Source organism: Pararhodobacter sp. (genome assembly GCF_036802785.1).
GTDB lineage: Bacteria > Pseudomonadota > Alphaproteobacteria > Rhodobacterales > Rhodobacteraceae > Pararhodobacter.
Genome location: NZ_DAIRVN010000039.1, coordinates 1 through 23,481, shown reverse-complemented (window position 1 = coordinate 23,481; position 23,481 = coordinate 1). Strand labels below are relative to the sequence as shown.

Annotated in this window: 21 protein-coding genes; 7 read left to right on the top strand and 14 right to left on the bottom strand. The window is 65.1% G+C overall.

Translation table 11 applies throughout. From position 1 onward, the window contains the following. Positions 1–78: 78 nt before the first annotated feature. On the top strand, positions 79–1,254 hold the full coding sequence (locus tag V7Q53_RS13750) for an NAD(P)/FAD-dependent oxidoreductase (protein ID WP_333829169.1): 1,176 nt from the start codon (positions 79–81) through the stop codon (positions 1,252–1,254). A 328-nt stretch (positions 1,255–1,582) separates the two neighbouring features. Here V7Q53_RS13750 and V7Q53_RS13745 read toward each other — a convergent pair whose 3' ends face one another. From V7Q53_RS13745 to V7Q53_RS13710, 8 genes are all read right to left on the bottom strand, one after another. Beyond that, entirely contained in the window at positions 1,583–2,197 is a 615-nt protein-coding gene (locus V7Q53_RS13745; RefSeq protein WP_333829168.1) for a nucleotidyltransferase family protein, read from the bottom strand. A gap of 1 nt (position 2,198) precedes the next feature. Beyond that, positions 2,199–3,503 (bottom strand): branched-chain amino acid ABC transporter permease, encoded by a 1,305-nt coding sequence (locus tag V7Q53_RS13740; RefSeq protein WP_333829167.1) that lies wholly within the window; start codon positions 3,501–3,503, stop codon positions 2,199–2,201. Next, positions 3,500–4,510, bottom strand: a complete 1,011-nt coding sequence (locus V7Q53_RS13735; protein WP_333829166.1) for a branched-chain amino acid ABC transporter permease — start codon at positions 4,508–4,510, stop codon at positions 3,500–3,502. The genes V7Q53_RS13740 and V7Q53_RS13735 overlap by 4 nt, the downstream gene beginning before the upstream one ends. After that, complete coding sequence (locus V7Q53_RS13730; protein WP_333829165.1) at positions 4,510–4,710, bottom strand: hypothetical protein; 201 nt, start codon at positions 4,708–4,710, stop codon at positions 4,510–4,512. Before V7Q53_RS13730 ends, V7Q53_RS13735 begins: the two co-directional genes overlap by 1 nt. 1 nt (position 4,711) lies before the next feature. Continuing rightward, positions 4,712–5,422 carry an ABC transporter ATP-binding protein gene (locus tag V7Q53_RS13725; protein ID WP_333829164.1) on the bottom strand — a complete coding sequence of 237 codons (711 nt, stop codon included), beginning with the start codon at positions 5,420–5,422 and terminating at the stop codon, positions 4,712–4,714. Positions 5,423–5,494: 72 nt separating this feature from the next. Next, positions 5,495–6,286 (bottom strand): ABC transporter ATP-binding protein, encoded by a 792-nt coding sequence (locus tag V7Q53_RS13720; RefSeq protein WP_333829163.1) that lies wholly within the window; start codon positions 6,284–6,286, stop codon positions 5,495–5,497. A gap of 114 nt (positions 6,287–6,400) precedes the next feature. Continuing rightward, on the bottom strand, positions 6,401–7,582 hold the full coding sequence (locus V7Q53_RS13715) for an ABC transporter substrate-binding protein (protein ID WP_333829162.1): 1,182 nt from the start codon (positions 7,580–7,582) through the stop codon (positions 6,401–6,403). 111 nt (positions 7,583–7,693) lie between these two features. Then, positions 7,694–8,824: a GlxA family transcriptional regulator gene (locus V7Q53_RS13710; RefSeq protein ID WP_442954433.1), complete on the bottom strand. Its 1,131-nt coding sequence runs from the start codon at positions 8,822–8,824 to the stop codon at positions 7,694–7,696. A 570-nt stretch (positions 8,825–9,394) separates the two neighbouring features. On the opposite strand from V7Q53_RS13710, the gene V7Q53_RS13705 reads away from it, so the two are divergent. Continuing rightward, positions 9,395–10,768: a class II 3-deoxy-7-phosphoheptulonate synthase gene (locus V7Q53_RS13705; protein ID WP_333829161.1), complete on the top strand. Its 1,374-nt coding sequence runs from the start codon at positions 9,395–9,397 to the stop codon at positions 10,766–10,768. 33 nt (positions 10,769–10,801) lie between these two features. Here V7Q53_RS13705 and V7Q53_RS13700 read toward each other — a convergent pair whose 3' ends face one another. After that, positions 10,802–11,398 carry a hypothetical protein gene (locus V7Q53_RS13700; RefSeq protein WP_333829160.1) on the bottom strand — a complete coding sequence of 199 codons (597 nt, stop codon included), beginning with the start codon at positions 11,396–11,398 and terminating at the stop codon, positions 10,802–10,804. Between the two features lie 175 nt (positions 11,399–11,573). On the opposite strand from V7Q53_RS13700, the gene recA reads away from it, so the two are divergent. The 5 genes from recA (at position 11,574) to V7Q53_RS13675 (ending at position 17,397) form a co-directional block, all read left to right on the top strand. Continuing rightward, positions 11,574–12,641: a recombinase RecA gene (recA, locus tag V7Q53_RS13695; RefSeq protein ID WP_333829159.1), complete on the top strand. Its 1,068-nt coding sequence runs from the start codon at positions 11,574–11,576 to the stop codon at positions 12,639–12,641. A 5-nt stretch (positions 12,642–12,646) separates the two neighbouring features. Beyond that, complete coding sequence (locus tag V7Q53_RS13690; RefSeq protein WP_333829157.1) at positions 12,647–13,204, top strand: hypothetical protein; 558 nt, start codon at positions 12,647–12,649, stop codon at positions 13,202–13,204. 196 nt (positions 13,205–13,400) lie between these two features. Further along, positions 13,401–16,058 carry an alanine--tRNA ligase gene (alaS, locus tag V7Q53_RS13685; protein WP_333829156.1) on the top strand — a complete coding sequence of 886 codons (2,658 nt, stop codon included), beginning with the start codon at positions 13,401–13,403 and terminating at the stop codon, positions 16,056–16,058. After that, positions 16,058–16,345: a DUF1330 domain-containing protein gene (locus V7Q53_RS13680; RefSeq protein ID WP_333829188.1), complete on the top strand. Its 288-nt coding sequence runs from the start codon at positions 16,058–16,060 to the stop codon at positions 16,343–16,345. The genes alaS and V7Q53_RS13680 overlap by 1 nt, the downstream gene beginning before the upstream one ends. A 257-nt stretch (positions 16,346–16,602) precedes the next feature. Further along, entirely contained in the window at positions 16,603–17,397 is a 795-nt protein-coding gene (locus V7Q53_RS13675; RefSeq protein WP_333829155.1) for a class II glutamine amidotransferase, read from the top strand. A 764-nt stretch (positions 17,398–18,161) separates the two neighbouring features. On the opposite strand, the gene V7Q53_RS13670 is transcribed toward V7Q53_RS13675, so the two are convergent. The 5 genes from V7Q53_RS13670 to V7Q53_RS13650 form a co-directional block, all read right to left on the bottom strand. After that, entirely contained in the window at positions 18,162–18,536 is a 375-nt protein-coding gene (locus tag V7Q53_RS13670; RefSeq protein ID WP_333829154.1) for a DUF4168 domain-containing protein, read from the bottom strand. Positions 18,537–18,720: 184 nt separating this feature from the next. Beyond that, a complete protein-coding gene (gene typA, locus V7Q53_RS13665) occupies positions 18,721–20,541 on the bottom strand; it encodes a translational GTPase TypA (RefSeq protein WP_333829153.1) in 1,821 nt (606 codons plus the stop codon). A 211-nt stretch (positions 20,542–20,752) separates the two neighbouring features. Beyond that, positions 20,753–21,343, bottom strand: coding sequence for a YitT family protein (locus V7Q53_RS13660; RefSeq protein ID WP_333829152.1), 591 nt, complete (start codon positions 21,341–21,343; stop codon positions 20,753–20,755). 17 nt (positions 21,344–21,360) lie between these two features. Then, complete coding sequence (locus V7Q53_RS13655) at positions 21,361–21,690, bottom strand: DMT family transporter (RefSeq protein ID WP_333829151.1); 330 nt, start codon at positions 21,688–21,690, stop codon at positions 21,361–21,363. A gap of 240 nt (positions 21,691–21,930) precedes the next feature. Further along, complete coding sequence (locus V7Q53_RS13650) at positions 21,931–23,145, bottom strand: NADP-dependent isocitrate dehydrogenase (protein WP_333829150.1); 1,215 nt, start codon at positions 23,143–23,145, stop codon at positions 21,931–21,933. Between the last annotated feature and the right edge of the window lie 336 nt (positions 23,146–23,481).

The following is a 23,481-nucleotide window of genomic DNA, read 5'->3' as shown; positions in this document are numbered from 1 at the left end:
AGCCATCGCCCAAATCCCCCGCCCACTGGCGCGCGCGGGTCCGGCAGGGTAGAACGCGGCGATCACTTGGGGGTGCGGATGTCGGCCGAACACTGGGATGTGGTGGTGCTGGGCGCGGGGGCAGCAGGGCTGTTCTGCGCGATCGAGGCGGCACGACGTGGGCGGCGGGTGCTGGTGCTGGACCATGCGCGCGCGCCCGGCGAGAAGATCCGCATCTCCGGTGGCGGGCGGTGCAATTTCACCAATCTCCATATCGCGCCCGAGCGCTTCCTGTCGCAAAACCCCCGTTTCGCGCTCTCGGCACTGCGCCGCTATACCCAGCATGATTTCATCGCCCGGATCGATGGCGAGGGCATCACCTGGCATGAGAAAACGCTGGGCCAGCTGTTCTGCGACGGCTCGGCGCGGCAGATCGTGGATATGCTGGTGCGCGATCTGGCGCGGGCCGGGGGCACGCTGCGGTTGGGGGTGGAGCTGGGCGCGTTGCTGCCGGGCTTCACGGTGGAAACGGCGCAGGGGCCAGTGCGGGCCGACCGGGTGGTAGTGGCCACAGGCGGGCGCTCGATCCCGAAGATGGGCGCGACCGGCCATGCCTACCGGATCGCGCAGGATTTCGGGCTGGGCGTGGTGGCGCCGCGCCCGGGGCTGGTGCCGCTCACCTTCACCGATGCCCAACTGGAGGGGATCCGCCCGCTGGCCGGAATCGCGCTGCCCGCCCGGGTCGGGCTTCAGGGGGCAAAAATCAGCTTCGACGAGGGGCTTTTGTTCACCCACCGCGGGCTTTCGGGGCCTTCCATCCTGCAGATCTCCAGCTATTGGCGCGAGGGGCAGGCCGTGACGCTGGACCTTGCCCCGGGGCGCGACATCGCCGCCGAGTCACAGGCGGCGCGCGCGGGGCAGGGCGGGCGCGATCTGGTGAACACGCTCGATCTGCCGGAAAGGCTGGCGCGCGCGCTGGTGGCGCGGGCAGGGCTGGGGGGCAGACTGGCTGATCAGGGGAAGGCGGCACTGGCGGCACTGGCGGGGGCGGTGCATGACTGGCAACTGGTCCCGGCAGGAACCGAGGGTTGGCGCACCGCCGAGGTCACGCTGGGCGGCGTCGATACCCGCGATCTGGATGCGCGCAGCCTGGAGGCACGGCAGGTCCCCGGGCTGCATTTTGTCGGTGAGGCGGTGGATGTGACCGGCTGGCTTGGAGGGTATAACTTCCAATGGGCATGGTCCTCAGGCTGGGCGGCGGGACAGGTGGTCTGATGCTGTGCCGGAAGAAGGGCGCGTGCGCGCCCTTTTCTTTCAAAAAAAAGATCAGGGGGCTTTGCCCCCTCTGGGCCTGCGGCCCATTCTCCGGCCTCGCCACGGGCTCGGCGCTCAAAGCTGGGGCCTTCCACTGGAAGGCCCCCGAGACGCCGCTCACCCCCCGCGTATTTCCGGCAAGATGAAAGGGGCGCCGCGCCCCTGCTTCACCTGTTCAGAAATATCCCGGGGGAGTCCGGCCATCGCAGATGGACGGGCGGGGGCAGCGCCCCCTTTCTGAACAAATAGGCTTCTGCGTAAGCAGGCTATCAGGTCACGGATTGGGGGATTACGGGGCTTTGGTCTGGCGGCTGCGCCAGTCGGCCCAGTCTTCGGGGGTGTCGAGATCGGTTGTGGCGCGGTTTCCGGGCAGCGGGATCAGCCGGGGCGGGTGCCGGTGCAGCACGGGTTGTGCGCCGCGATCGCCGGTCAGGGCGGAAAACGCGCCAAGCAGCCTTGCCGGAAAGAGCACCGGGTGGCCCGGTGTGCCGTCCTGTGCGCAGGCGCGCAGTGGCGGGCCGTCAGGGTAGAAGGCATCGGCGAGGGTGATGAAATCCTGCGTGGTCAGTTCCGGCATATCGGCCGGGCAGATCATCAGCCCCTCAGCGCTCAGACCCTCAGTGTTCAGACCTTCAGCCCAGTCCGCAGCCACCTTCAGCGAGGCGGACATCCCCGCATCGGCATCGGCGACCGGCAGGAGGGTGACGCCAAGCCCCTCAAGCACCGCCACACGGGCGGGCGCATCGCTGCGCAGGGTCACCGCCACCGGCCCAAGCCCTGCCGCCAGCGCCTGCCGGGCGAGGTGGCGCAGCAGCGCCACCCCCTGCACCGTCTCCAGCAGTTTGTCGCGCCCGCGCATCCGGCTGCCGGCACCCGCCGCCAGCAGCGCCAGCGCCAGCGTCACCTCAACGCTCCGGGATCAGCCCGCGTGGGGCGAAGCGCAGCATCAGAAGCAGCGCCAGCCCCATCATGATCAGCCTCGTATGCGCCGCCTGCGTCATCAGGTGTGCACGCAAGGCGCTGTCCGCGCCCATGCCCGAAGTGATCGTATCCATCGCCCAACGCCCGGCCGGTTCGGCCTGCACCCAGAGGAACCAGATGATGAACCCGCCCAGCACCGCGCCCCAGTTGTTGCCCGATCCGCCGACAATCACCATCACCCAGATCAGGAAGGTATAGCGCAGCGGCTCATAGCTGCCCGGTGTCAGCTGGCCATCCAGCGTGACCATCATCGCGCCCGCCAGCCCGCAGACGCCGGAGCCCAGCACGAAGACCATCAGGTGGCGGCGTGTCACGTCCTTGCCCATGGCGCGGGCTGCGGTTTCATTGTCGCGGATCGCGCGCATCATCCGGCCCCAAGGGGAGTTCAGCGCCTTTTCCGACAGCCAGATCAGTACCCCCAGAACCGCCATGAACAACAGCGCATAGCCCAGCTTTTCAACGATTGAGGCCATCTCCGGAATGCTGAAGCCGAAACGGTCGGCCAGTTCCTGCACCCATTGGCGGCTTTGCAGATCGACCGGGCGCGGCACGGCGCGCGGAATGCCCGAGACATTGTTGACCCCGCGCGACAGCCAGCCCTCGAATTTCAGCACCGCGATGACGATTTCCGATATCCCCAGCGTGGCAATGGCCAGATAATCCGAGCGCAGGCCAAGCGCGATCTTTCCCACCACCCAGGCCAGCCCGGCGGCAAAGAGCGCGCCCACCGGCCAGGACAGCACCACCGGCAAGCCCAGCCCGCCCAGATAGCCCTCGGTCGCAGGGTTCACCCGCATGATGGCCGTGGCCGCCGGGGCAAAGATCATCCGGGTCAGCACATAGCCCAGCACCAGCACCGCGATCAGCGCCACGACACGCGCCTTGCCCGGCGCCATGCGTTTCCACACGATGATCGCCGCAAAGATCGAGGCCGCGCCCAGCATCAGCCCGAGCGCCACGCCAAAGCCGCCCGCCGCCCAGGCTGCATTCACCGGCGGCATGGCCACCAGCACCGCCGCCAGCCCGCCGAAAGCCGTGAAGCCCATCACGCCCACGTTGAACAGGCCCGCATAGCCCCACTGGATGTTCACCCCCAGTGCCATGACCGCCGAGATCAGGCACATGTTGAGGATGGTCAGTGACAGCGTCCAGCTCTGGAACATGCCGGTCAGGATCAGCGCCAGCGCCATGGCACCAAACAGGATCAGGTTACGGAAATTGATGCTCATATCGATTTCCCCTTGAAGATCCCGGTGGGCCGGAAAATCAGCACCACCACCAGAATGGCGAAGGTCACGGCGAATTTGTAATCGACCGGCAGCAGTTGCAGCAGCCCCTCGGGCGCCCAGTTCTCGGGCATGAGGTGCTGGAAGAAGCGCCGCCAGGCATAGGTGATGCCCATCTCGGAAAACGCCACCACATAGGCGCCGACGATGGCGCCCAGCGGGTTGCCCAGCCCGCCCAGAATGGCCGCCGCGAAGAAGGGCAGCAGCAGCTGGAAATAGGTGAAGGGCCGGAAGCTTTTGTCCAACCCGTAAAGCGTGCCTGCCAGCACCATCAGCGTGCCCGCGATGGCCCAGGTGATAATCACCACCCGCTCGGGGTTGATGCCGGACAGAAGCGCCAGATCCTCATTGTCGGAATAGGCGCGCATGGATTTGCCCGCCCGCGTGCGGTTCAGGAACCAGAACAGCAGCCCCATGGCGATCAGCGCCACCACAAGGGTCAGCGCCTGTGACGAGCGCAGCGCCAGCCCCTCGGCCAGCCCTGACCATTCGCGGAAATCGCGCACCGAAAAGACAAAGCGCTCGCCATCGTCAAAGCGCCGTTCACCCGGGCCGATGATCAGCCGGGTGATGCCGTTGGTGACGAACATCACCCCCAGTGAGGCCATGACAAAGATCATCGGCTTGGCGCGCACCTTGCGGTAGAAGCGATAGACGGTGCGGTCGGCGGCCAGCAGGTAAAGCACGGTCGCCGCAATCCCCACCGGAAGCGCCAGAAGTGCTGTGGGCAGAAAGCCAATGGTGATGCCAGCGCCCTGAAGCCACCATGTGGTCAGGATCACGATGGCGGTGCCGAAGGCCATGATATCGCCATGCGCGAAATGCGAAAAGCGCAGGATGCCGTAGATCAGCGTGACCCCCAGCGCACCAAGCGCAAGCTGGCTGCCATAGGCCAGCGCCGGGATGATCACGAAATTCGACAGGAGGACAATCGCGTTGACGGGGTCCATCAGCAGGCCTCCTGACATTGGCCGGTGGTGACGCCGTTGCGGAAGGCGGGGGTCGCCAGCGGGTTTGTCATGACGAATTCCAGTTTTTCGCCCGGCGTTGCCAGGAACATATCGCTCCCGGTTGCGGACGCCGATGTGCGGCGCGCCGGGTCGGTGGTGGTGTCCAGCCCGAAGAGGGCGGCGTTTGCGAAACTTCTCATCTCAGCCCCCCAGGAAGGATTTGCGCACCTCGGGGTCGGCCAGCAGGGCCTGTCCGGTATCGGTGAAACGGTTGGTTCCCTGCACAAGAACATAGCCTTTGTCAGCAATTTCAAGGGCCTGCCTGGCGTTCTGCTCGACCATCAGGATCGAGATGCCGGTGCGCGCAACTTCGATGATGCGGTCAAACAGCTCATCCATCACGATGGGCGAGACCCCGGCAGTGGGTTCATCAAGCATCAGCACCGAGGGTTTGGTCATCAGCGCGCGGCCCACGGCCACCTGCTGGCGCTGCCCGCCTGACAGCTCGCCCGCCGGCTGGCGGCGCTTGTCGCGCAGGATGGGGAACAGCTCGAACACCTGCTCCATGGTGGTGCGGAAATTGTCATGGCGGATGAAGGCGCCCATTTCCAGATTCTCCTCGACCGTCATCGAGGGGAAGATGTTGTTGGTCTGGGGCACAAAACCCATGCCCTTGGCCACGCGGGCCTGCGGCGTGAGGGCGGTGATGTCTTCGCCGCCCAGCCGCACATGCCCCTCGCGCAGCTTCAGCATGCCGAAAACCGCTTTCATCGCGGTGGATTTGCCCGCGCCGTTGGGGCCGACGATCACCGCGATCTGGCCCTTTTCCACGGCGATGGTACAGGAATGCAGGATATCGGCGCCGCCATAGCCGCCGGTCATCGCTTCGCCGATGAGTACGGGTTCTGCCATGCTCAACCCTCCTGCACGGGGTGGATCAGCGCGGTCATTGCCCCGCTCAGCACTGTCTTGTGCAGTCTGCGCTCAGACATGGCCCACCTCCTTCACCACCTTGTTTTTCAGCCCGGTGCCCAGATAGGCCTCGATCACGGCGTCATTGGCCTTGATCTGATCCAGCGTGCCCTGTGCCAGAACCTTGCCCTCGGCCATGCAGATCACCGGGTCGCAGATGCGACCGATGAAATCCATGTCATGCTCGATGACCACGAAGGTATAGCCGCGCTCCTTGTTCAGGCGCACGATGGCGTCGGCAATGGTGTTGAGAAGCGTACGGTTCACCCCCGCGCCGACCTCGTCCAGAAAGACGATCTTGGCATCGGTCATCATCGTGCGGCCCAGTTCCAGCAGCTTCTTCTGCCCGCCCGATATCTGGCCCGCCTTTTCATCGGCGATATGGTCGATGGTCAGGAACTCCAGCACCTCATTGGCGCGGCGGCGGATATCGGCATCCTCCAGCGCCACCTTGCGGCGGTGGAACCACGCCGACCACAGGTTCTCACCCGACTGGCGCGGCGGCACCATCATCAGGTTTTCTCGCACGGTCATCGAATGGAATTCATGCGCGATCTGGAAGGTGCGCAGCAGGCCCTTGTGGAACAACTCATGCGGCGGCAGGCCGGTGATATCCTCGCCCGCCATGATGACCCGGCCCGAGGTGGGCGGCAGGACACCGGCAATGACGTTGAACAAGGTTGTCTTGCCCGCGCCATTGGGCCCGATCAGCCCGGTGATGGAGCCCTCGGCAATTTCAAGTGATGCACCGTCAACGGCATGGAAGCCGCCGAAATGCTTGTGCAGTTCTTCGACGCGGATCATGAAATCCCCCTGTTTTTTTCGCGCCCCTTCTTGTTGTGATGTGGGGCTTCGAAAAGACCCGGGGAGCGCGAACCCCCCGGGCCGATACCTTCGGCTTACCGAAGTTTCAAGCGATCAGTGGAAAGTGACCGTAACGTAAGCGCCGTCTTCGACGATGTATTCACGGTAGGTTCCGGCAGCTTCGCCGTAACCGATCAGTTCCACATTGGTCGCGCCGACATAGTCGATCTCGCCGCCATTGGCGAGAATCTCCAGACCGCGGGCCAGATCACCGGCGTGGATCTGCTCGCCCGGCGCGTTGGCCACGTTCATCAGGTTGGCAGCGATCGCTGCAGGCGTTGCTTCGCCACCGGCCTGAGCGGCCAGAAGCAGCAGTGCCGCCGCGTCGTAGCTTTCCGACACGAACGAGCTGGTCCAGTTGATGCCGCTTGCCTCGCCGACACGCGCCCAGTTCTCGGCAGCATCGCCGGTGGCCGAGGGCAGGGTGCCGACAGTGCCTTCCAGCGCTTCGCCGACGGTTGCCAGCAGCTCGTCGCCATACATGCCATCGGGCATGAAGAACTGCTCGAACGCGCCCAGCTCATAGGCCGTGCGGATCATCGAGCCGCCGCCATCGACATAGCCCAGCACCACCAGCGCATCACCACCGGCCGAGGCAAGCGAACCCACTTCCGACGAGTAATCGCCACGGGCTTCCTCATGCGGGACGGTGATGGTGATGGTGCCGCCCATGGCGGTGTAGTTTTCGGCAAAAGCGTTGGCCAGGCCCGCGCCATAGTCGTTGTTGGTATGGGTCACGGCAACGGTGTCAAAGCCGCGCTCAAGCACGATCCCGGCAAGCACTTCGCCCTGACGGGCATCCGAGGGCGCGGTGCGGTAGAAGATGCCGCCCGAATCGAAGTCGGTGAAGCCCGGCGAGGTCGCCGAAGGCGAGACCATCGGCACCCCGTTGGACATGGCGACGTTTTCCAGCACGGCGCGCGTGACGCCCGAGCAATCCGCGCCCATGATGCCGATGATGCCGTCCGAATTGATCAGACGCTCGGCCGAGGCGGTGGCCAGCGCCGAATCGATGCAGCCCGAATCAGCGCGCACCGGGGCGACGGTTGTGCCACCCAGAAACAGGCCGCTTTCCGAGATTTCGCGGATCGCAAGTTCCGCCCCATCCGCCATATGCGGGGTGATCGATTCAAGCGGGCCGGTGAAGCCCAGCAGCACACCGATCTTGACCTCGTCGGCAAAGGCACCACCGGCGGCAAGGGCCGACACAGCGCTGGCGAGTAGCAGTTTTTTCATGGAGAGCTCCCTTTTGGTTTTTTGCTTCTGAACCAACCTTATCGCCCGTTTTTTCGTTTGAACAGACTCTTCGGGCAGGAAGCCGGGGTGCTGCGTTGCAGCACGGGCCGATCAATCCTCCGGAAACATTGCATCAGGATCATCGGGGTCTTCCGGGCCGCCGTCCTCGCCCGGCTCTGCCCCGGCCTCGTCGTCCATCCCGTGGCTGCCGCGTTCACGGTAAGGGGTGGTGCCATACTGGGCGCGGTAGCATTTCGAGAAATGCGAGGGCGAGGAAAAGCCGCAGGCCAGCGCCACGTTGATCACGCTCAGGTCGGTCTGCATCAGCAGATTGCGCGCCTTGGCCAGCCGCAGCTCCATATAATAGCGCTTCGGGCTGCGGTTGAGATAGCGGCGGAACAGCCGCTCCAGCTGGCGGGTGGACATGCCCACTTCTTCGGCCAGCTCCGCCGGTGAAAGGGGCTCCTCGATCGACGCCTCCATCCGCGCGATCACCTGTGCAAGGCGCGGGTGGCGCACACCAATGCGCGTGGGGATCGACAGGCGCTGGATGTCGCGGTCGGTGCGGATGGTGGAATAGATCAGCTGGTCGGCCACCGCATTGGCCAGATCCTTGCCATGGTCATCGGCGACCAGCGTCAGGATCAGGTCGATCGAGGCCGTGCCCCCCGCCGCCGTCAGCCGGTTGCCGTCAATGGTGAAAACCGTCTTCGTCAGGTCAACCTCGGCAAATTCCTCCAGAAAGCCGTCGCGGTTCTCCCAATGGATGGTGGCGCGCCGCCCGTCCAGAAGGCCCGCCTTGGCCAGCACATGCGCCCCGGTGCACAGCCCGCCGATGACCGAGCCCCGGCGCGAGGCGCGGCGCAGCCAGTTCAGAACGCCGGGCGTGGTATTGCTGCGCACATCCAGCCCGCCGCAGACCAGCACCACGTCATCGCGCGCGATCTCCTCCAGCCCCCGGTCCACCGCGATGCGCGCACCGTTCGAACAACTGGCCCCGGTGCCGCCCTCGGCCATCAGGGTCCAGCGATACAGCTCCTGCCCGCTCATCCGGTTGGCGATGCGCAGCGGTTCGATTGCCGCGGAAAAGGACAGAAGGGTGAACTGGTTGAGCAACAGAAACACGAAATGGCGCTGGCGCAGGGGCGGCGGCGCCATACGCGCCGAGGCCGGTGCCGCTTTCGAGGCCAGCGAATTGCCCGGGTTGCGCGACTGGCTGGCAGAGGGGGGGCGGACGGTCATGGCGCGGGTCGGTCCTGTGCGGGGCTGGCGGGCGTGCTGGCCTGTTCTGACCCTCCGCCATAGCGTCTCGCCGTTATCCGGGCAAGCATAACAGAATGCGTGCCGCATGCGGGAGGCGCGCCTTTGCCTGCGGCATGGGGCAGGAAAAAGAACGGGGGCGCTGCCCCCGCCGCCCTACGGGCGACTCCCCCGGGATATTTCTGCACAGGTGAGACGGGGCGCCGCGCCCCCCTTCATCTTGCCGGAAATACGCGGGGGTGAATGGGCCGCAGGCCCAGAGGGGGCAAAGCCCCCTGACTCCTGACAACGGAGCGGGGGCAAAGCCCCCTGATGCCGCGTGGCGCAGCCATGCGGCCCGGCCAAACGGGATGAGCGTTGCGGCGCAGCCGCGATGCGAAGACGGGCGGGAGCGCCTCCGGTCCCTCGTTTCTGTATGCAGCAGACCCGCACCGGTCCCGCCGGTTGTGGTTTGCATGCCTCGGCGCGCTTGTGTATGAGATCAGCGGGCCCCGGAAAGGGGCCGCCCGCCGCCGGGCAGGCTGTACCGGCGGGGAGTTTGCGGAGGATGAAATGACCGAAGGCTGGACCAAATCGAGCTGGCGGGCCATGCCGCGCATCCAGATGCCGGATTATCCCGATCCGGCGGCGCTGGCGGCTGTCGAGGCGCGGCTGTCGCAATTTCCGCCGCTGGTCTTTGCCGGCGAGGCCCGCGCGCTCAAGCGTCGTCTGGGTGAGGCCGCGAAGGGCCGCGCGTTCCTGCTGCAGGGGGGCGATTGCGCCGAAAGCTTTGCCGAGTTCAACGCCGACATCATCCGCGACACGTTCAAGGTGATGTTGCAGATGGCCATTGTCCTGACCTTCGGCGCCAAGGTTCCGGTGGTCAAGGTGGGCCGCATGGCCGGGCAATTCGCCAAGCCGCGCTCGGCGCCCACCGAGGTGATCGGCGGGCAGGAACTGCCCAGCTACCGGGGCGATATCATCAACGGGTTCGATTTCACCACCGAGGCCCGCCTGCCTGACCCCGACCGCATGCTGCAGGCCTATACCCAGGCCGCCGCCAGCCTCAACCTGTTGCGCGCCTTCTCGAAGGGTGGTTTTGCCGATATCCACCGGGTGCATAACTGGACGCTGGGCTTCACCTCAGGCGAGAACGCCGAGCGTTACCGCGCGCTTTCTGACCGGATCTCGGACGCGCTGGATTTCATGACCGCCGCGGGCATCACCAGCGAGACATCGAGCGCCATTTCCGAGGTGGATTTCTACACCTCGCACGAGGCCCTGCTGCTGGAATACGAAGAGGCGCTGTGCAGGGTCGACACCACCACCGGCCTGCCGGTCGCGGGTTCCGGCCATATGATCTGGATCGGTGACCGCACCCGCCAGCCCGATGGCGCGCATGTCGAGTTTGCGCGCGGGGTTCAGAACCCGGTCGGCCTGAAATGCGGCCCCAGCCTGAGCGCCGGGGATCTCAAGGTGCTGATGGCGCGGCTCAATCCCGGCAACGAGGCCGGGCGCCTGACACTGATCGCGCGCTTCGGGGCGGGCAAGGCGGGTGAACATCTGCCCCGGCTGATCCGCGCGGTGAGAGAAGAGGGGGCCGATGTGCTCTGGGTCTGTGATCCGATGCATGGCAACACGATCAAGGCGGCCTCGGGCTACAAGACCCGGCCCTTTGAGCGCGTGTTGCAGGAGGTGCGTGATTTCTTCGCCGTCCACAAGGCCGAGGGCACCATCCCCGGCGGCGTGCATTTCGAGATGACGGGCAAGGATGTGACCGAATGCACCGGCGGGCTGCGCGCGGTCTCTGACGAGAACCTGTCAGACCGCTATCACACCGCCTGCGACCCGCGCCTGAACGCCAGCCAGTCGCTGGAACTGGCGTTTCTGGTCGCCGAAGAGCTGTCGCAGCGCCGCGACGATCTGGGGCGCCGTGCGGTTGTCTGAGAAGGGGGCGGGGGGCTTCGGCCTCCCGCGCCGCTATCCGATCGCGTTGTAAAGCGCGTATTCTGGGGCGAGATGGGCGCGCAGGCTGGCGGCCAGATCGCCGGGCAGCGCCAGATCACCGGCGGGCGAGACATTTTCGCGCGGCAGCTCAATGGCGAAATCCAGCCGCTCTTCGAGGAAGGCCACGAAGGCCGCAAGGTCTTCGTAGCGGAAGAGTTTATCAACCCCCAGCGGCGCATCATTCATCCCGGACAGAAATTTCGCCTGCCCGCCGACATCGGCAAACGCGGGGCGCGGATCGCTGACATAGCCGCGCACGAAATCGGCGAAATCCATGCCGCGCGTGGATTTTTCCGGCGCCATCACCTCATCGCGGCGGCGGTAGCGGAACCAGGAACCCAGCCAGTCCACCGGTTCGCGCATCAGCGCGACAGCCGTGAAATCACCGCCCGCCGAGGCGCGCAGATAGGGCCGGATGAAGCGCTGGTAGCGGTAGGCGGGGGTGTGCTTCAGCTCAGGCGGCCGGGTGACCGAGAGCGCGGAAAGCGATTCAAGCGCGATCTCGATCGAGGTGGAGCCGGTTTTCGGCGTCGCCAGGACAACCAGCCGCGGTTTCCAGAACACCAGCATGCGCACCGCCTTCTTTCTGTTTGCTTGGAAACCATTTCTTAACCAACTGTACGACAAGATGGAATGCGAAAAGGGGCTTGTAATGTTCCCGCTTTGTGCGCATCTTGCTGAGAACAGGATGCGAACAAATCCCTATTGCTGCCCAGAACGGGCTATGAAATAAGAGGCTGAAATCATGGCAACCGCGAGCCTTCTCGATATGACCGACAAGCGTGCCCAGGAAAAGCAGAAAGCGCTCGATTCAGCGCTGGCCCAGATCGAACGGCAGTTCGGCAAGGGCTCTATCATGCGCCTTGGCGTCGACAATCCGGTGGCCGAGATCGAGTCTACCTCGACCGGCTCGCTGGGCCTCGATATTGCGCTGGGGATCGGCGGGTTGCCCAAAGGCCGGATCATCGAGGTTTATGGCCCCGAAAGCTCCGGCAAGACGACGCTGGCCCTGCATGTCATCGCCGAAGAGCAGAAAAAAGGCGGGATCTGCGCCTTTGTCGATGCCGAACACGCGCTTGACCCGCAATATGCGCGGCGGCTGGGTGTGAATCTGGATGAGTTGCTGATCAGCCAGCCCGATACGGGCGAGCAGGGGCTTGAGATCGTCGATACGCTGGTGCGCTCAGGCGCGGTTTCGCTGGTGGTGGTCGATTCGGTTGCCGCGCTGACGCCCAAGTCCGAACTTGAGGGCGATATGGGTGATTCGAGCGTGGGTGTGCATGCAAGGCTGATGAGCCAGGCGATGCGCAAGCTCACCGGGTCGATTTCGCGCTCGAAATGCATGGTGATCTTCATCAACCAGATCCGCATGAAGATCGGCGTCATGTTCGGCTCGCCCGAAACCACGACCGGCGGCAATGCGCTGAAGTTCTACGCGTCCGTCCGGCTCGACATCCGCCGCATCGGCGCGATCAAGGACCGTGACGAGGTGGTCGGCAATGCCACGCGGGTGAAGGTGGTCAAGAACAAGGTCGCCCCCCCGTTCAAGCAGGTCGAATTCGACATCATGTATGGCGAGGGCATCTCGAAAACCGGCGAATTGCTGGATATCGGGGTCAAGGCCGGGGTCGTCGAGAAATCGGGCGCCTGGTATTCCTATGGTGATGAGCGGATCGGGCAGGGGCGTGAGAATGCCAAGACCTACCTGAAATCCAACCCCTCCATCGCGCTTGAGATCGAGGACAAGATCCGCGCTGCGAACGGGCTTGATTTCCACATGGCGCAGGAAGACAGCGAAATCGTCGAGGACTGACAGGCATGGCGCAGCCGACGCGGGAAGAACTGGATGCGGCCATCCCCCATATCCTGGCCGCACCCGGGGACCGTGCCCCTGTCAGCTGGCTTTGCTTCCGCCCCGGCTATAACCAGCGGCTATTTCCTGACAGCCTCACCCTGACCCGTGCGCGCGGCATTCCGGGTGAGCGCTGGGAAACCAGCCCCTGGCTGCGCGTGGCAGACGGGCGCGGGCATCCGGGGATACAGGTGTCGATCCTGCCGCAACGTGTTCTGGATCTTGTCTGGCGCGACCGGGAGACTGTGCCGTACCCGGGCGATACCTTCGTGGTGGATATGAACCTGAGCGAGGCCAATCTGCCGGTCGGCCAGCTTTTGCGGGTCGGCAGCGCGGTTCTGCGGGTCTCGGATGTGTTCAACGACGGCTGCGTCAAATGGAAAGCCCGCTACGGCGCCGCGGCGAAAGACTGGATCACCGCGCCCGGCCACCCGCCGTTGCGGCTTCGCGGGGTGCTGTGCAGCATTGAGCAGGATGGCGAGATTGCTGCGGGCGACCTGCTGCAGAAGATCGCGGCGGTGTGACACCGGGTCTGTAGGCGGCGGGTCCGGGCGTCTGCCGGGAACGCCGGAGCGTTCTGCATGACCGCCCCGGAGCCTGTCATCTGCGCCCCGCTGCACGGAACGGGCGCGCGAGACGATTCGGGCTTTGAACCGGGGCGCATAATCCAGTAGAAACCGCCGGACTCTGCCACTTCATCAAGCAAGGGCCCCTCCGCCGATGGCAAGCCTCAACGATATCCGCTCGACCTTCCTCGATTATTTCCGCCGTCAGGGCCATACGGTTGTCGACAGCTCGCCCCTTGTGCCGCGCAATGATCCGACACTGATGTTCACCAATTCGGGCATGGTGCAGTTCAAGAATGTCTTCACCGGGCTTGAACACCGGGAATACAACCGCGCAACCTCGTCGCAGAAATGCGTGCGGGCGGGGGGCAAGCACAATGACCTTGATAATGTGGGCTATACCGCGCGCCACCATACCTTCTTTGAAATGCTGGGGAATTTCAGCTTTGGCGATTACTTCAAATCCGAAGCGATCCCCTTTGCATGGGAATTGCTGACCAGGGATTTCGATATCCCGAAGGATCGACTGCTGGTCACCGTCTATCACACCGATGATGAGGCGGCAGAGATGTGGAAGAAGGTGGCGGGCCTGCCCGACAGCCGGATCATCCGCATTCCCACCGATGACAATTTCTGGCGCATGGGCCCCACCGGCCCCTGTGGCCCCTGCACCGAGATTTTCTTTGACCATGGCGAGCATATCTGGGGCGGCCCGCCGGGCAGCCCTGAGGAAGATGGCGACCGCTTTATCGAGATCTGGAATCTGGTGTTCATGCAGAATGAGCAGCATGAGGACGGCCGCCTGACCGACCTGCCGCGCCAGTCGATCGACACCGGCATGGGGTTGGAACGGATCGGCGCGCTGTTGCAGGGCAAGCACGACAATTACGACACCGATCTGATGCGCTCGCTGATCGAGGCATCGGCCCATGCCACCCATTCCGACCCCGACGGCAAGGGCAAGATCCACCACCGGGTGATCGCTGATCACCTGCGCTCGACCGCGTTTCTGATCGCCGACGGGGTCATGCCCTCGAACGAGGGGCGCGGCTATGTGCTGCGCCGGATCATGCGCCGCGCGATGCGCCATGCGCATATGCTGGGCGCGCAGGACCCGGTGATGTTCACGCTGGTGCCCGCGCTGGTGCGCGCCATGGGCGGGCATTACACCGAGCTGCGGCAGGCCGAGGCGCTGATCGCCGAGACGCTGAAGCTGGAGGAGACGCGCTTCCGCACCACGCTGGACCGTGGCCTGAAGCTGCTGGATGCCGAACTGGAAAGGTTGCCTGAGGGTGCCGAGCTGCCCGGCGCGGCGGCGTTCCGCCTTTATGACACCTTCGGCTTTCCGCTGGACCTGACGCAGGACGCCCTGCGCGAAAAGGGCCGGGCGGTGGATACTGCCGGCTTTGATGAAGCGATGGCCGAGCAGAAGGCCAAGGCGCGCGCCTCCTGGGCAGGGTCCGGCGATGCGGCGGATCAGGCGATCTGGTATGAGCTGGCCGATGCCCATGGCGGCACCGAGTTTCTGGGCTATGACACCGAGACTGCCGAGGGTCAGGTGCTGGCGCTGGTGGTCGACGGGCTGGCGGCGGACAGCGCCACCGGCGCGGTGCAGGTGGTGGTCAATCAGACGCCCTTCTATGCCGAATCCGGCGGGCAGGTGGGCGATGCCGGGTTCATCCGCTGGGACGGCGGCGAGGCCGAGGTGCGCGACACCCGCAAGATGGCGGGCCTTTTCGTGCATATCGCCGAGGTGACCGAGGGCAGCCTGCGCAAGGGGCAGCCGGTGAAGCTGGAGGTGTCGCATGCGCGGCGCGGGGCGATCCGGGCCAACCATTCGGCCACGCATCTGCTGCACGAGGCGCTGCGCCGCGCGCTTGGCGATCATGTATCGCAGAAGGGATCGCTGAACGCGCCCGACCGGCTGCGGTTTGATTTCAGCCATTCCACGGCGCTGGACAGCGCGCAACTGGCCGCTGTAGAGGCCGAGGTGAACGCCTATATCCGCCAGAACACCCCTGTCGAGACGCGGATCATGACCCCCGATGACGCACGCGCCATCGGGGCGCAGGCGCTTTTCGGCGAGAAATACGGCGATGAGGTGCGGGTGGTGTCGATGGGCCGTCTGGCGGGCTCGGGCAAGGGCGCTGACGGCAAGACCTATTCGCTGGAGCTGTGCGGCGGCACGCATGTGGCGCGCACCGGCGAGATCGGCGCCTGCGTGATACTGGGCGATCAGGCCTCGTCTGCCGGGGTGCGGCGGATCGAGGCGCTGACCGGGCAGGCGGCGCTGGCCTATCTGCGCGCACAGGAGGCGCGGCTGGCCGAGGTGGCGCAACTGCTGAAAACGCCCATGGCCGAGGTGGTGGAGCGGGTGCGCGTGCTGACCGAGGAGCGCCGGGCGCTGGCCAATGACGTGGCGCAACTCAAGCGCGAGCTGGCGATGGGCGGCGGCGGTCAGGGCGGGTTCGAGGCCCGCGATGTCAGTGGCGTACCCTTTGTGGCGCAGGTTCTGACCGGGGTTTCGGGCAAGGATCTGCCCGCGATGATCGACGAGATCAAGGCGCGGATCGGCACCGGCGTGGTGCTGCTGATCGCCGATACCGGGGCGAAACCGGCGGTGGCGGCGGGCGTGACGGCGGATCTGACGGCGCGGCTGTCGGCGGTGGATGTGCTGCGCGCGGCGGTGGTGGCTCTGGGCGGCAAAGGGGGCGGTGGTCGCCCGGATATGGCGCAGGGCGGCGGCGCGGATATTGGCGGCGCCGAGGCCGCCATCACGGCGGCCGAAGCCGCGATCGGAGGGATGAAATGATCGGTGCTTTGTGGATTGCCCATGTCGAGGTGACCGATCCTGAGGCCTATGGCCGCTATGCCGCGCTGGCAGGCCCGGCGATTGCCCAACATGGCGGGGCGTTCATCGCCCGCGCGGCGCGCTATGTGACGCTGGAGGGCAAGGAGCGCGCGCGCCATGTGGTCGCGCGCTTTCCCTCGCTGGAGGCGGCGGAGGCCTGCTATCGCTCGCCCGAATATCAGGCGGCGCTTGAACATGCGCGCGGGGCGTCCGAGCGTGATCTGGTGATTGTCGAGCTTACCGAATAGCCGTCAGCGGAGAACCGGCATCAGAGATGCCGGGCCCTGCGGGGGCGGGGAAGCGGGGGCGCTGCCCCCGCACCCCCGGCAGGGGGCCGCGCCCCCTGCACCCGCGAACCGGGCGCGGGGTGGCAGGCGGGGGATTCCGCTCTGATTTTCCGGCTGACCTCTGGTTGTTTATGCTTTGTTTCTCTTTGTGTTTCACACTGGATTCGTGACACTTTCCGCCGCCTGCTTTGGGCGCGGGTCAGACAGGGGATGCATGTATGTGCCGTTGGGCTGCCTATATCGGGGCGCCGATCTTTCTGGAGGAGATCGTCAGCAGGCCGGGCCATTCGCTGATCCGCCAGAGCCATGGGGCGACACAATGCGCCAGTGCCATCAATGCCGACGGCTTCGGCCTTGCCTGGTATGGCGAGCGCCGCGAGCCGGGGCTGTACCGCGATGTCTATCCGGCCTGGTCTGACCCCAATCTGCGGGCGCTCACCGCGCAGGTGCGCTCAGGTCTGTTCATGGCGCATGTGCGCGCCTCGACCGGCACGGCGATCAGCCGGAACAACTGCCATCCCTTCGTGGTGGGCCGCTGGTCGTTCATGCATAATGGTCAGATCGGCGGCTATGACGGGTTTCGCCGGGATGCTGATATGATGATCCCCGAAGCGCTGTATCCATATCGCAAGGGCGCGACGGACAGCGAAGCGCTGTTTCTTCTGGCGCTGGCCGAGGGGCTGGAGGAGGACCCCTATGGCGCCATGATGCGCGCGGTGGCGCGGCTGGTTGCGCTGAGCCGCGCAAAGGGATGCGCGCCGCATCTGCGGCTGACGGCGGCGCTGTCGGACGGGCAGGTGCTCTATGCGATGCGCTGTGCCTCCGACGCGGCTGCGCCCTCGCTCTGGCATCGCTGGTCGGCGGTGCATGGCGGGCGGGCGGTTGTTTCGGAACCGCTGGAGGCGGATGAAGAGGGTTGGGAGGCGATTCCCCCGGGATCGTTCTGCGCTTTCCGGGGGGAAGAGGTGGAGATCCGGCCGTTCGATCCACTGGATGTCCCCTTGGCGGCTTAAGGGGGCGCTGGCCCCTTTACCTGGCCATGGGAAAATTCGTGCCTGCGTATTTCAGGCAAGATGAAAGCGCCGGATTCTGTGGGGTTGGCGGGGCGGGGCGAACGTTTCTGGCTGGGCCGGTTGTTCCGGTGGCATCTGCTTTGGTGAGCGCTGTTCCGGCCCGGCGCCGCGATGAGCGCATTTGCTGGGCACCGCAGCGGGTGACTTGTTTGCAGAGCGCGCGCGGTGGAACGGAGGGCAGGCGAAAAAGGGCGGTGACGGTCTTTGGGTTGCTCAAGGCGCGCCACAGGTGCAGGGAGGGCTGAGACCGGGCTGATGCGAGCGCCGACCTCGGCGCGGCGATAGTGTGGAGCGATTGTCAACCGGGTGGCGGAGAGGACCGCTTTGGCCATTGCCTGGTGTCGTGCTCGGCACCAGGCTGCGGGTGTCTATAACGCCGGGATGCGGCAAACGCGGGCTCGGCGTGACGACATTGTGGCACATCTGATAGGCGGGTGACGGGAGGCGGGCAGCAACAGCCGCGCGCATAGAGCCTGTTCTGTCAGGGCGTTCTCACCGCGTCCGCTCTGCACTGTGACCGCTGCCTTCCTGACCGTACAGTGTCAGCGCCACGGATCGCGCGACGCTCACGGGAAACCGCGGGTTTCGGTCCGCCGCGCGCGGAGGCAGCGCGCGGTGGTTATTCCCCGCTTGTCCAGAACTCATCTTGCCGGGCTCCTTGGGTTGAGCCCGGCAGGATATGGCGGGTTGTTGGGGCGCTGTGCTCAGCCCTGCAGCATTTCCATGATGCGGGCGTTCAGCTCCGGATCGGCCTGGGCCTGCTGCAGAACTTCAAGATATTCCTGCACCGTGATACCCGGCGTTTCCTCGATGGCCGAGACCATGGCCTCGTTCGCCTCGGTGATCACCGCCTGGCGTTCCTCTTCGCTGTCCGCCTCGTTCAGCGACGCGCCATAGCGCTGCTCGATCGCGTCAACCTCGCGCAGGGCAGCCACGAAGGCCTGAAGCTGCTCGTCGTTGATCGACGGCCCCGGTGCCTCCTGCGTGGCTTCCTGCGCCATGGCCGGAAGGGCAAGCGGCGCGGACAGGGCGAGGGCGAGAGCCGTGAAGGGGACGGCGAGGGGTTTGGTAAACAGCATGATCTGCTCCTTATTTCGGTTTGCTTGCGACGGCCGGGCATGGAGGCACCCGCCTGCATGAGCAACCTAGGCATCCCCGCGGCCCCGTGCAAATCGCCCGGCGGCAGACCGCTGATCGCAACGCCGCCGGGCATGCGGCGGGGACATTGACAGCAAAGAAAAGGGGGGCACATGGCCCCCCGGTTCAGTCTTTCGATCTGGCGTTGCGCTTGCGCTCATGCGGGTCAAGATGGCGTTTGCGCAGGCGGATGGCCTTTGGCGTGACCTCAACCAGCTCATCATCGTCGATATAGGCGATGGCCTGTTCCAGCGACATGATCACCGGGGTGGTCAGGCGCACGGCCTCATCGGTGCCCGAGGCGCGCACGTTGGTCAGCTTCTTGCCCTTGAGGGGGTTCACTTCCAGATCATTGTCGCGCGAGTGCTCGCCGATGATCATGCCCTCATAGATCGGCTCCTGCGCGCCGATGAACATCTTGCCGCGCTCTTCAAGGTTCCACAGCGCATAGGCGACCGAGGTGCCGTTCTCCATCGAGATCAGCACGCCCTGACGGCGGCCCTGAATGGGGCCCTTGTGCGGCGCCCATTCATGAAACACGCGGTTGAGCACGCCGGAGCCGCGGGTATCGGTCATGAACTCGCCGTGATAGCCGATCAGGCCGCGTGCGGGGACATGGGCGATGATCCGGGTCTTGCCCGCACCCGCCGGTTTCATCTCGACCAGCTCGCCCTTGCGCGGGCCGGTCAGTTTTTCGATCACGGCGCCGGTGTATTCATCATCGACATCGATGGTGACTTCTTCGATCGGCTCCAGCTTCTTGCCGTCCTCCTCGCGCAGAATCACGCGCGGGCGGCTGATGCTCAGCTCGAATCCTTCGCGGCGCATGTTTTCGATCAGCACGCCCATCTGAAGCTCGCCCCGCCCGGCAACATCGAACGCGTCGCCGCCCGGGGTGTCAGCGATCTTGATCGCCACATTGATCTCGGCCTCCTTCATCAGCCGCTCGCGAATCACGCGGGACTGAACCTTGGAGCCGTCGCGCCCGGCCAGCGGGCTGTCGTTGATGCCGAAGGTGACCGAGATGGTGGGCGGGTCAATCGGCTGGGCGGGCAGGGCGGTGTCAACCTCCAGCGCGCAGAGCGTGTCGGCAACCGTGGCCTTGGACATGCCCGCGATGGTGACGATATCGCCCGCTTCGGCCAGCTCAATGGGCTGCTGACCAAGGCCGCGGAACGCCAGAATCTTGGAGACGCGGAACTGCTCCAGCTTCTCGCCGGTGCGTGTCAGGGCCTTGATGGTCTCACCGGCTTTCAGTGTGCCCGATTCAACGCGCCCGGTCAGGATGCGGCCGATGAACGCGTCCGCCGACAGGGTGGTGGCCAGCATGCGGAAGGGTTCAGACTTGCGGGCGATCTGGGCCGGGGCGGGGACATGCTTCAGGATCAGGTCGAACAGATCGGCCATATCCTTGCGCGGGCCATCCAGCTCAGTATCGGCCCAGCCGTTGATGCCAGAGGCGTAAAGCACAGGAAAATCAAGCTGATGGTCATCGGCGCCGAGGTTGGCGAACAGGTCGAACACTTCGTTGAGCGCGCGGTCCGGCTCAGCGGCGGGCTTGTCCACCTTGTTGAGCACGACGATGGGGCGCAGGTTCAGCGCCAGCGCCTTGGCGAGCACGAACTTGGTCTGCGGCATCGGCCCTTCGGCGGCATCGACCAGCAGGCAGACGCCGTCAACCATGCTGAGAATGCGCTCCACCTCACCGCCGAAATCGGCGTGGCCGGGCGTGTCAACGATGTTGATGCGCGTGCCCTTCCATTCAACCGAGGTGGCCTTGGCCAGAATGGTGATGCCGCGCTCACGCTCGATATCGTTGGAATCCATCGCGCGTTCGGTGGTCGCCTGACCCTCGCGGTAGACGCCGGATTGTTTCAGTAGCTCGTCCACCAGCGTCGTCTTGCCGTGGTCGACATGCGCGATGATCGCGATATTGCGAAGGTCCATGAATTCTGCCTTTAATGCTGCGCCGCCGCGATACAAGAAAGCGCGACCAATTACCAGCCCGTTGCGGCCAACAGCGGTTTCGCGCGCGCCGCCCCCTTTCACCTGTTCAGAAATATCCCGGGGGAGGCGCCCGGCACGGGCGACGGGGGCAGCGCCCCCGCACGGCGCGCAGCGCCAGACAAACAGGGGTCTGCGTCAGCAGGCAATCAGGTCAGGTGCCGATATAGCGGTCGCGGCGGTGGTTGATGCCGAGGATCGTGTTGACCACCACCGCGCCCAGCAGCGACCAGCCGACCAGAATGGGGTCAAGCACCAGCAGCGCGGCGGCAAAAAGCAGCGCATCAAAACCCAGCTGCACCCAGCCCGCTTGCATGCCCAGCTTTTCCTGCGCGTAAAGCGCCACGATCCCCACGCCGCCAAGGCTTGCGCCGTGGCGGAAGATCGCCAGAAGGCCTGCGCCGGTGACCGCACCAAAAAGCAGCGCCGCCAGCGCCGGATGCAGCACATCGAACGACACGAATCGTGGCAGCAGCGCGGCAAAGCCTGACAGCAGCGCCACCGCGACAAAGGTCTTGAGGGTGAAGCGCGCACCCATCCGGGCGAAGGCCAGCGCATAGAAGGGGATGTTGATCACGAAGAAGACCGGCGCAAAACCCCAGCCCGTCATGTAGGAGATCAGCACCGCCAGCCCCGCCGTCTGCCCCGTCACCAGACCCGCCGAGGTCAGAATCACCAGGCCGAAGGCGCACATCAGGGTGCCGATGAACAAGGCCTGTGCATCTTCCAGCGGGCTGTGTCGCATGGGGGCGGGCCTGTCGTTCAATGGGTTGCGCTGTTAGAAAAGAGCTGGATCACCACGATCCCCGCGATGATCATGCTGAGGCCGATCACGGCGGGCAGGTCCAGCCGCTGGCCAAAGACCACATAGCCGATCACGGCAATGAAGCAGATTCCCAGCCCCGACCAGATCGCATAGGCCACGCCCACCGGGATGGTCTTCAGCACGATGGCCAGCAGGTAGAACGACGCCCCATAGGCCATCACCACCAGCACCGAGGGCCAGAGACGGCTGAACTGCTGGCTGGCGTTCAGGGCGGTGGTGCCGATGGTCTCAAACAGGATTGCGGCGCCCAGAAAAAGCCAGTGCATGGGAAACCTCATGGGATCGAATGGCATCGCTTTGGCAGGTTTTCGGAAGGGGGGCAAGGCGCTGAACCGGGGATTCCCGGCCGGGGCGCCGGGCCTCGGGGGCATCGAGCCCCCTCGGCCCGGCGGTGGGCTGCGCCCCCCGCAAGGCCAGCGCGCTTGCCGTGCCTCCCGGAGCGGCGGAAACGAAAAACGGCGGGGCAATGCGCCCCGCCGCCCGGATGTTCGTAGCTCAGGCCATTATCAGCCCTTGAGCGCCTTGTTCAGGTATTCGTCAACCTTTTCCAGATAGCCCATGGTGGTAAGCCATTTCTGGTCCGGCCCCACCAGCAGCGCCAGATCCTTGGTCATGAACCCGTCTTCCACGGCCTGCACGGTGACCTGTTCCAGCGTTTCGGCAAAGCGCTGCAGCGCGTTGTTGCCGTCCAGCTTCGCGCGGTGCTTCAGACCGCCGGTCCAGGCGTAGATCGACGCGATGGAGTTGGTCGAGGTTTCCTTGCCCGCCTGATGCTGGCGGTAATGGCGCGTCACGGTGCCATGCGCGGCCTCGGCCTCGACAGTCTGGCCATCGGGGGTCATCAGCACCGAGGTCATCAGGCCCAGTGAGCCGAAGCCCTGCGCCACGGTATCCGACTGCACATCGCCGTCATAGTTCTTGCAGGCCCAGATATAGCCGCCCGACCATTTCATCGCGCAGGCCACCATATCGTCGATCAGGCGGTGCTCATAGGTGATGCCGGCCGCCTTGAACTTCTCTTCGAATTCTTCCTCATAGACCTTCTGGAACAGATCCTTGAAGCGGCCGTCATAGGCCTTGAGGATGGTGTTCTTGGTCGACAGGTACACCGGCCAGCCCTTGACGAGGCCATAGTTCATGCTGGAGCGGGCGAAGTCGATGATCGAGGCATCGAGGTTATACATCGCCATGGTCACACCGGCACCCGGCGCATCGAACACTTCCTTTTCAATCACCGTGCCGTCGTCGCCGACGAATTTGATGGTCAGTTTCCCCTTGCCGGGGAACAGGAAGTCGGTGGCGCGGTACTGGTCGCCAAAGGCGTGGCGGCCCACGACGATCGGCTGGGTCCAGCCCGGCACAAGGCGCGGCACGTTGGAGCAGATGATCGGCTCACGGAAGATCACGCCGCCGAGGATGTTGCGGATCGTGCCGTTGGGCGAGCGCCACATCTGCTTGAGGCCGAATTCCTCGACGCGCTGCTCATCGGGGGTGATGGTCGCGCATTTGACGCCGACGCCGTATTTCTTGATCGCATGCGCCGCGTCGATGGTGATCTGATCGTCGGTGCGGTCACGCTCCTCGATGCCAAGATCGTAGTATTTCAGGTCGATGTCGAGATAGGGCAGGATCAGCTTTTGCTTGATGAAATCCCAGATAATGCGGGTCATCTCGTCGCCGTCGAGTTCGACAACGGGGTTATCAACCTTGATCTTGGTCATGGGGCCTCCGGTCTGGTGTGAGTCGTTGGCCGCGTCTTAGACCAAATCGGGGCGCAGGGGAAGCGTAGTATGCAATTGCATACCGCAAACGGGCGCGAATCTGCACCCACTTCCCGCCCCGGTGCAGGGTTGCGCGCCGGGGCGGGGGGCATCAGGGCATCGGGCGCGGATCAGGGGCCCCAGTAGGGCTCTTGCCGCAGCGGATCTTGCGGCCGGATCGGCGGCTCGGGGCGCGGCGGGCGGACCGGGTGCGGCGGGCGCTCAGGGTGGGGCGGATAGACCGGGAACACGGGATGCGGCGGGCGCACCGGCTGTGGCGGGCGGACAGGCTGCGGG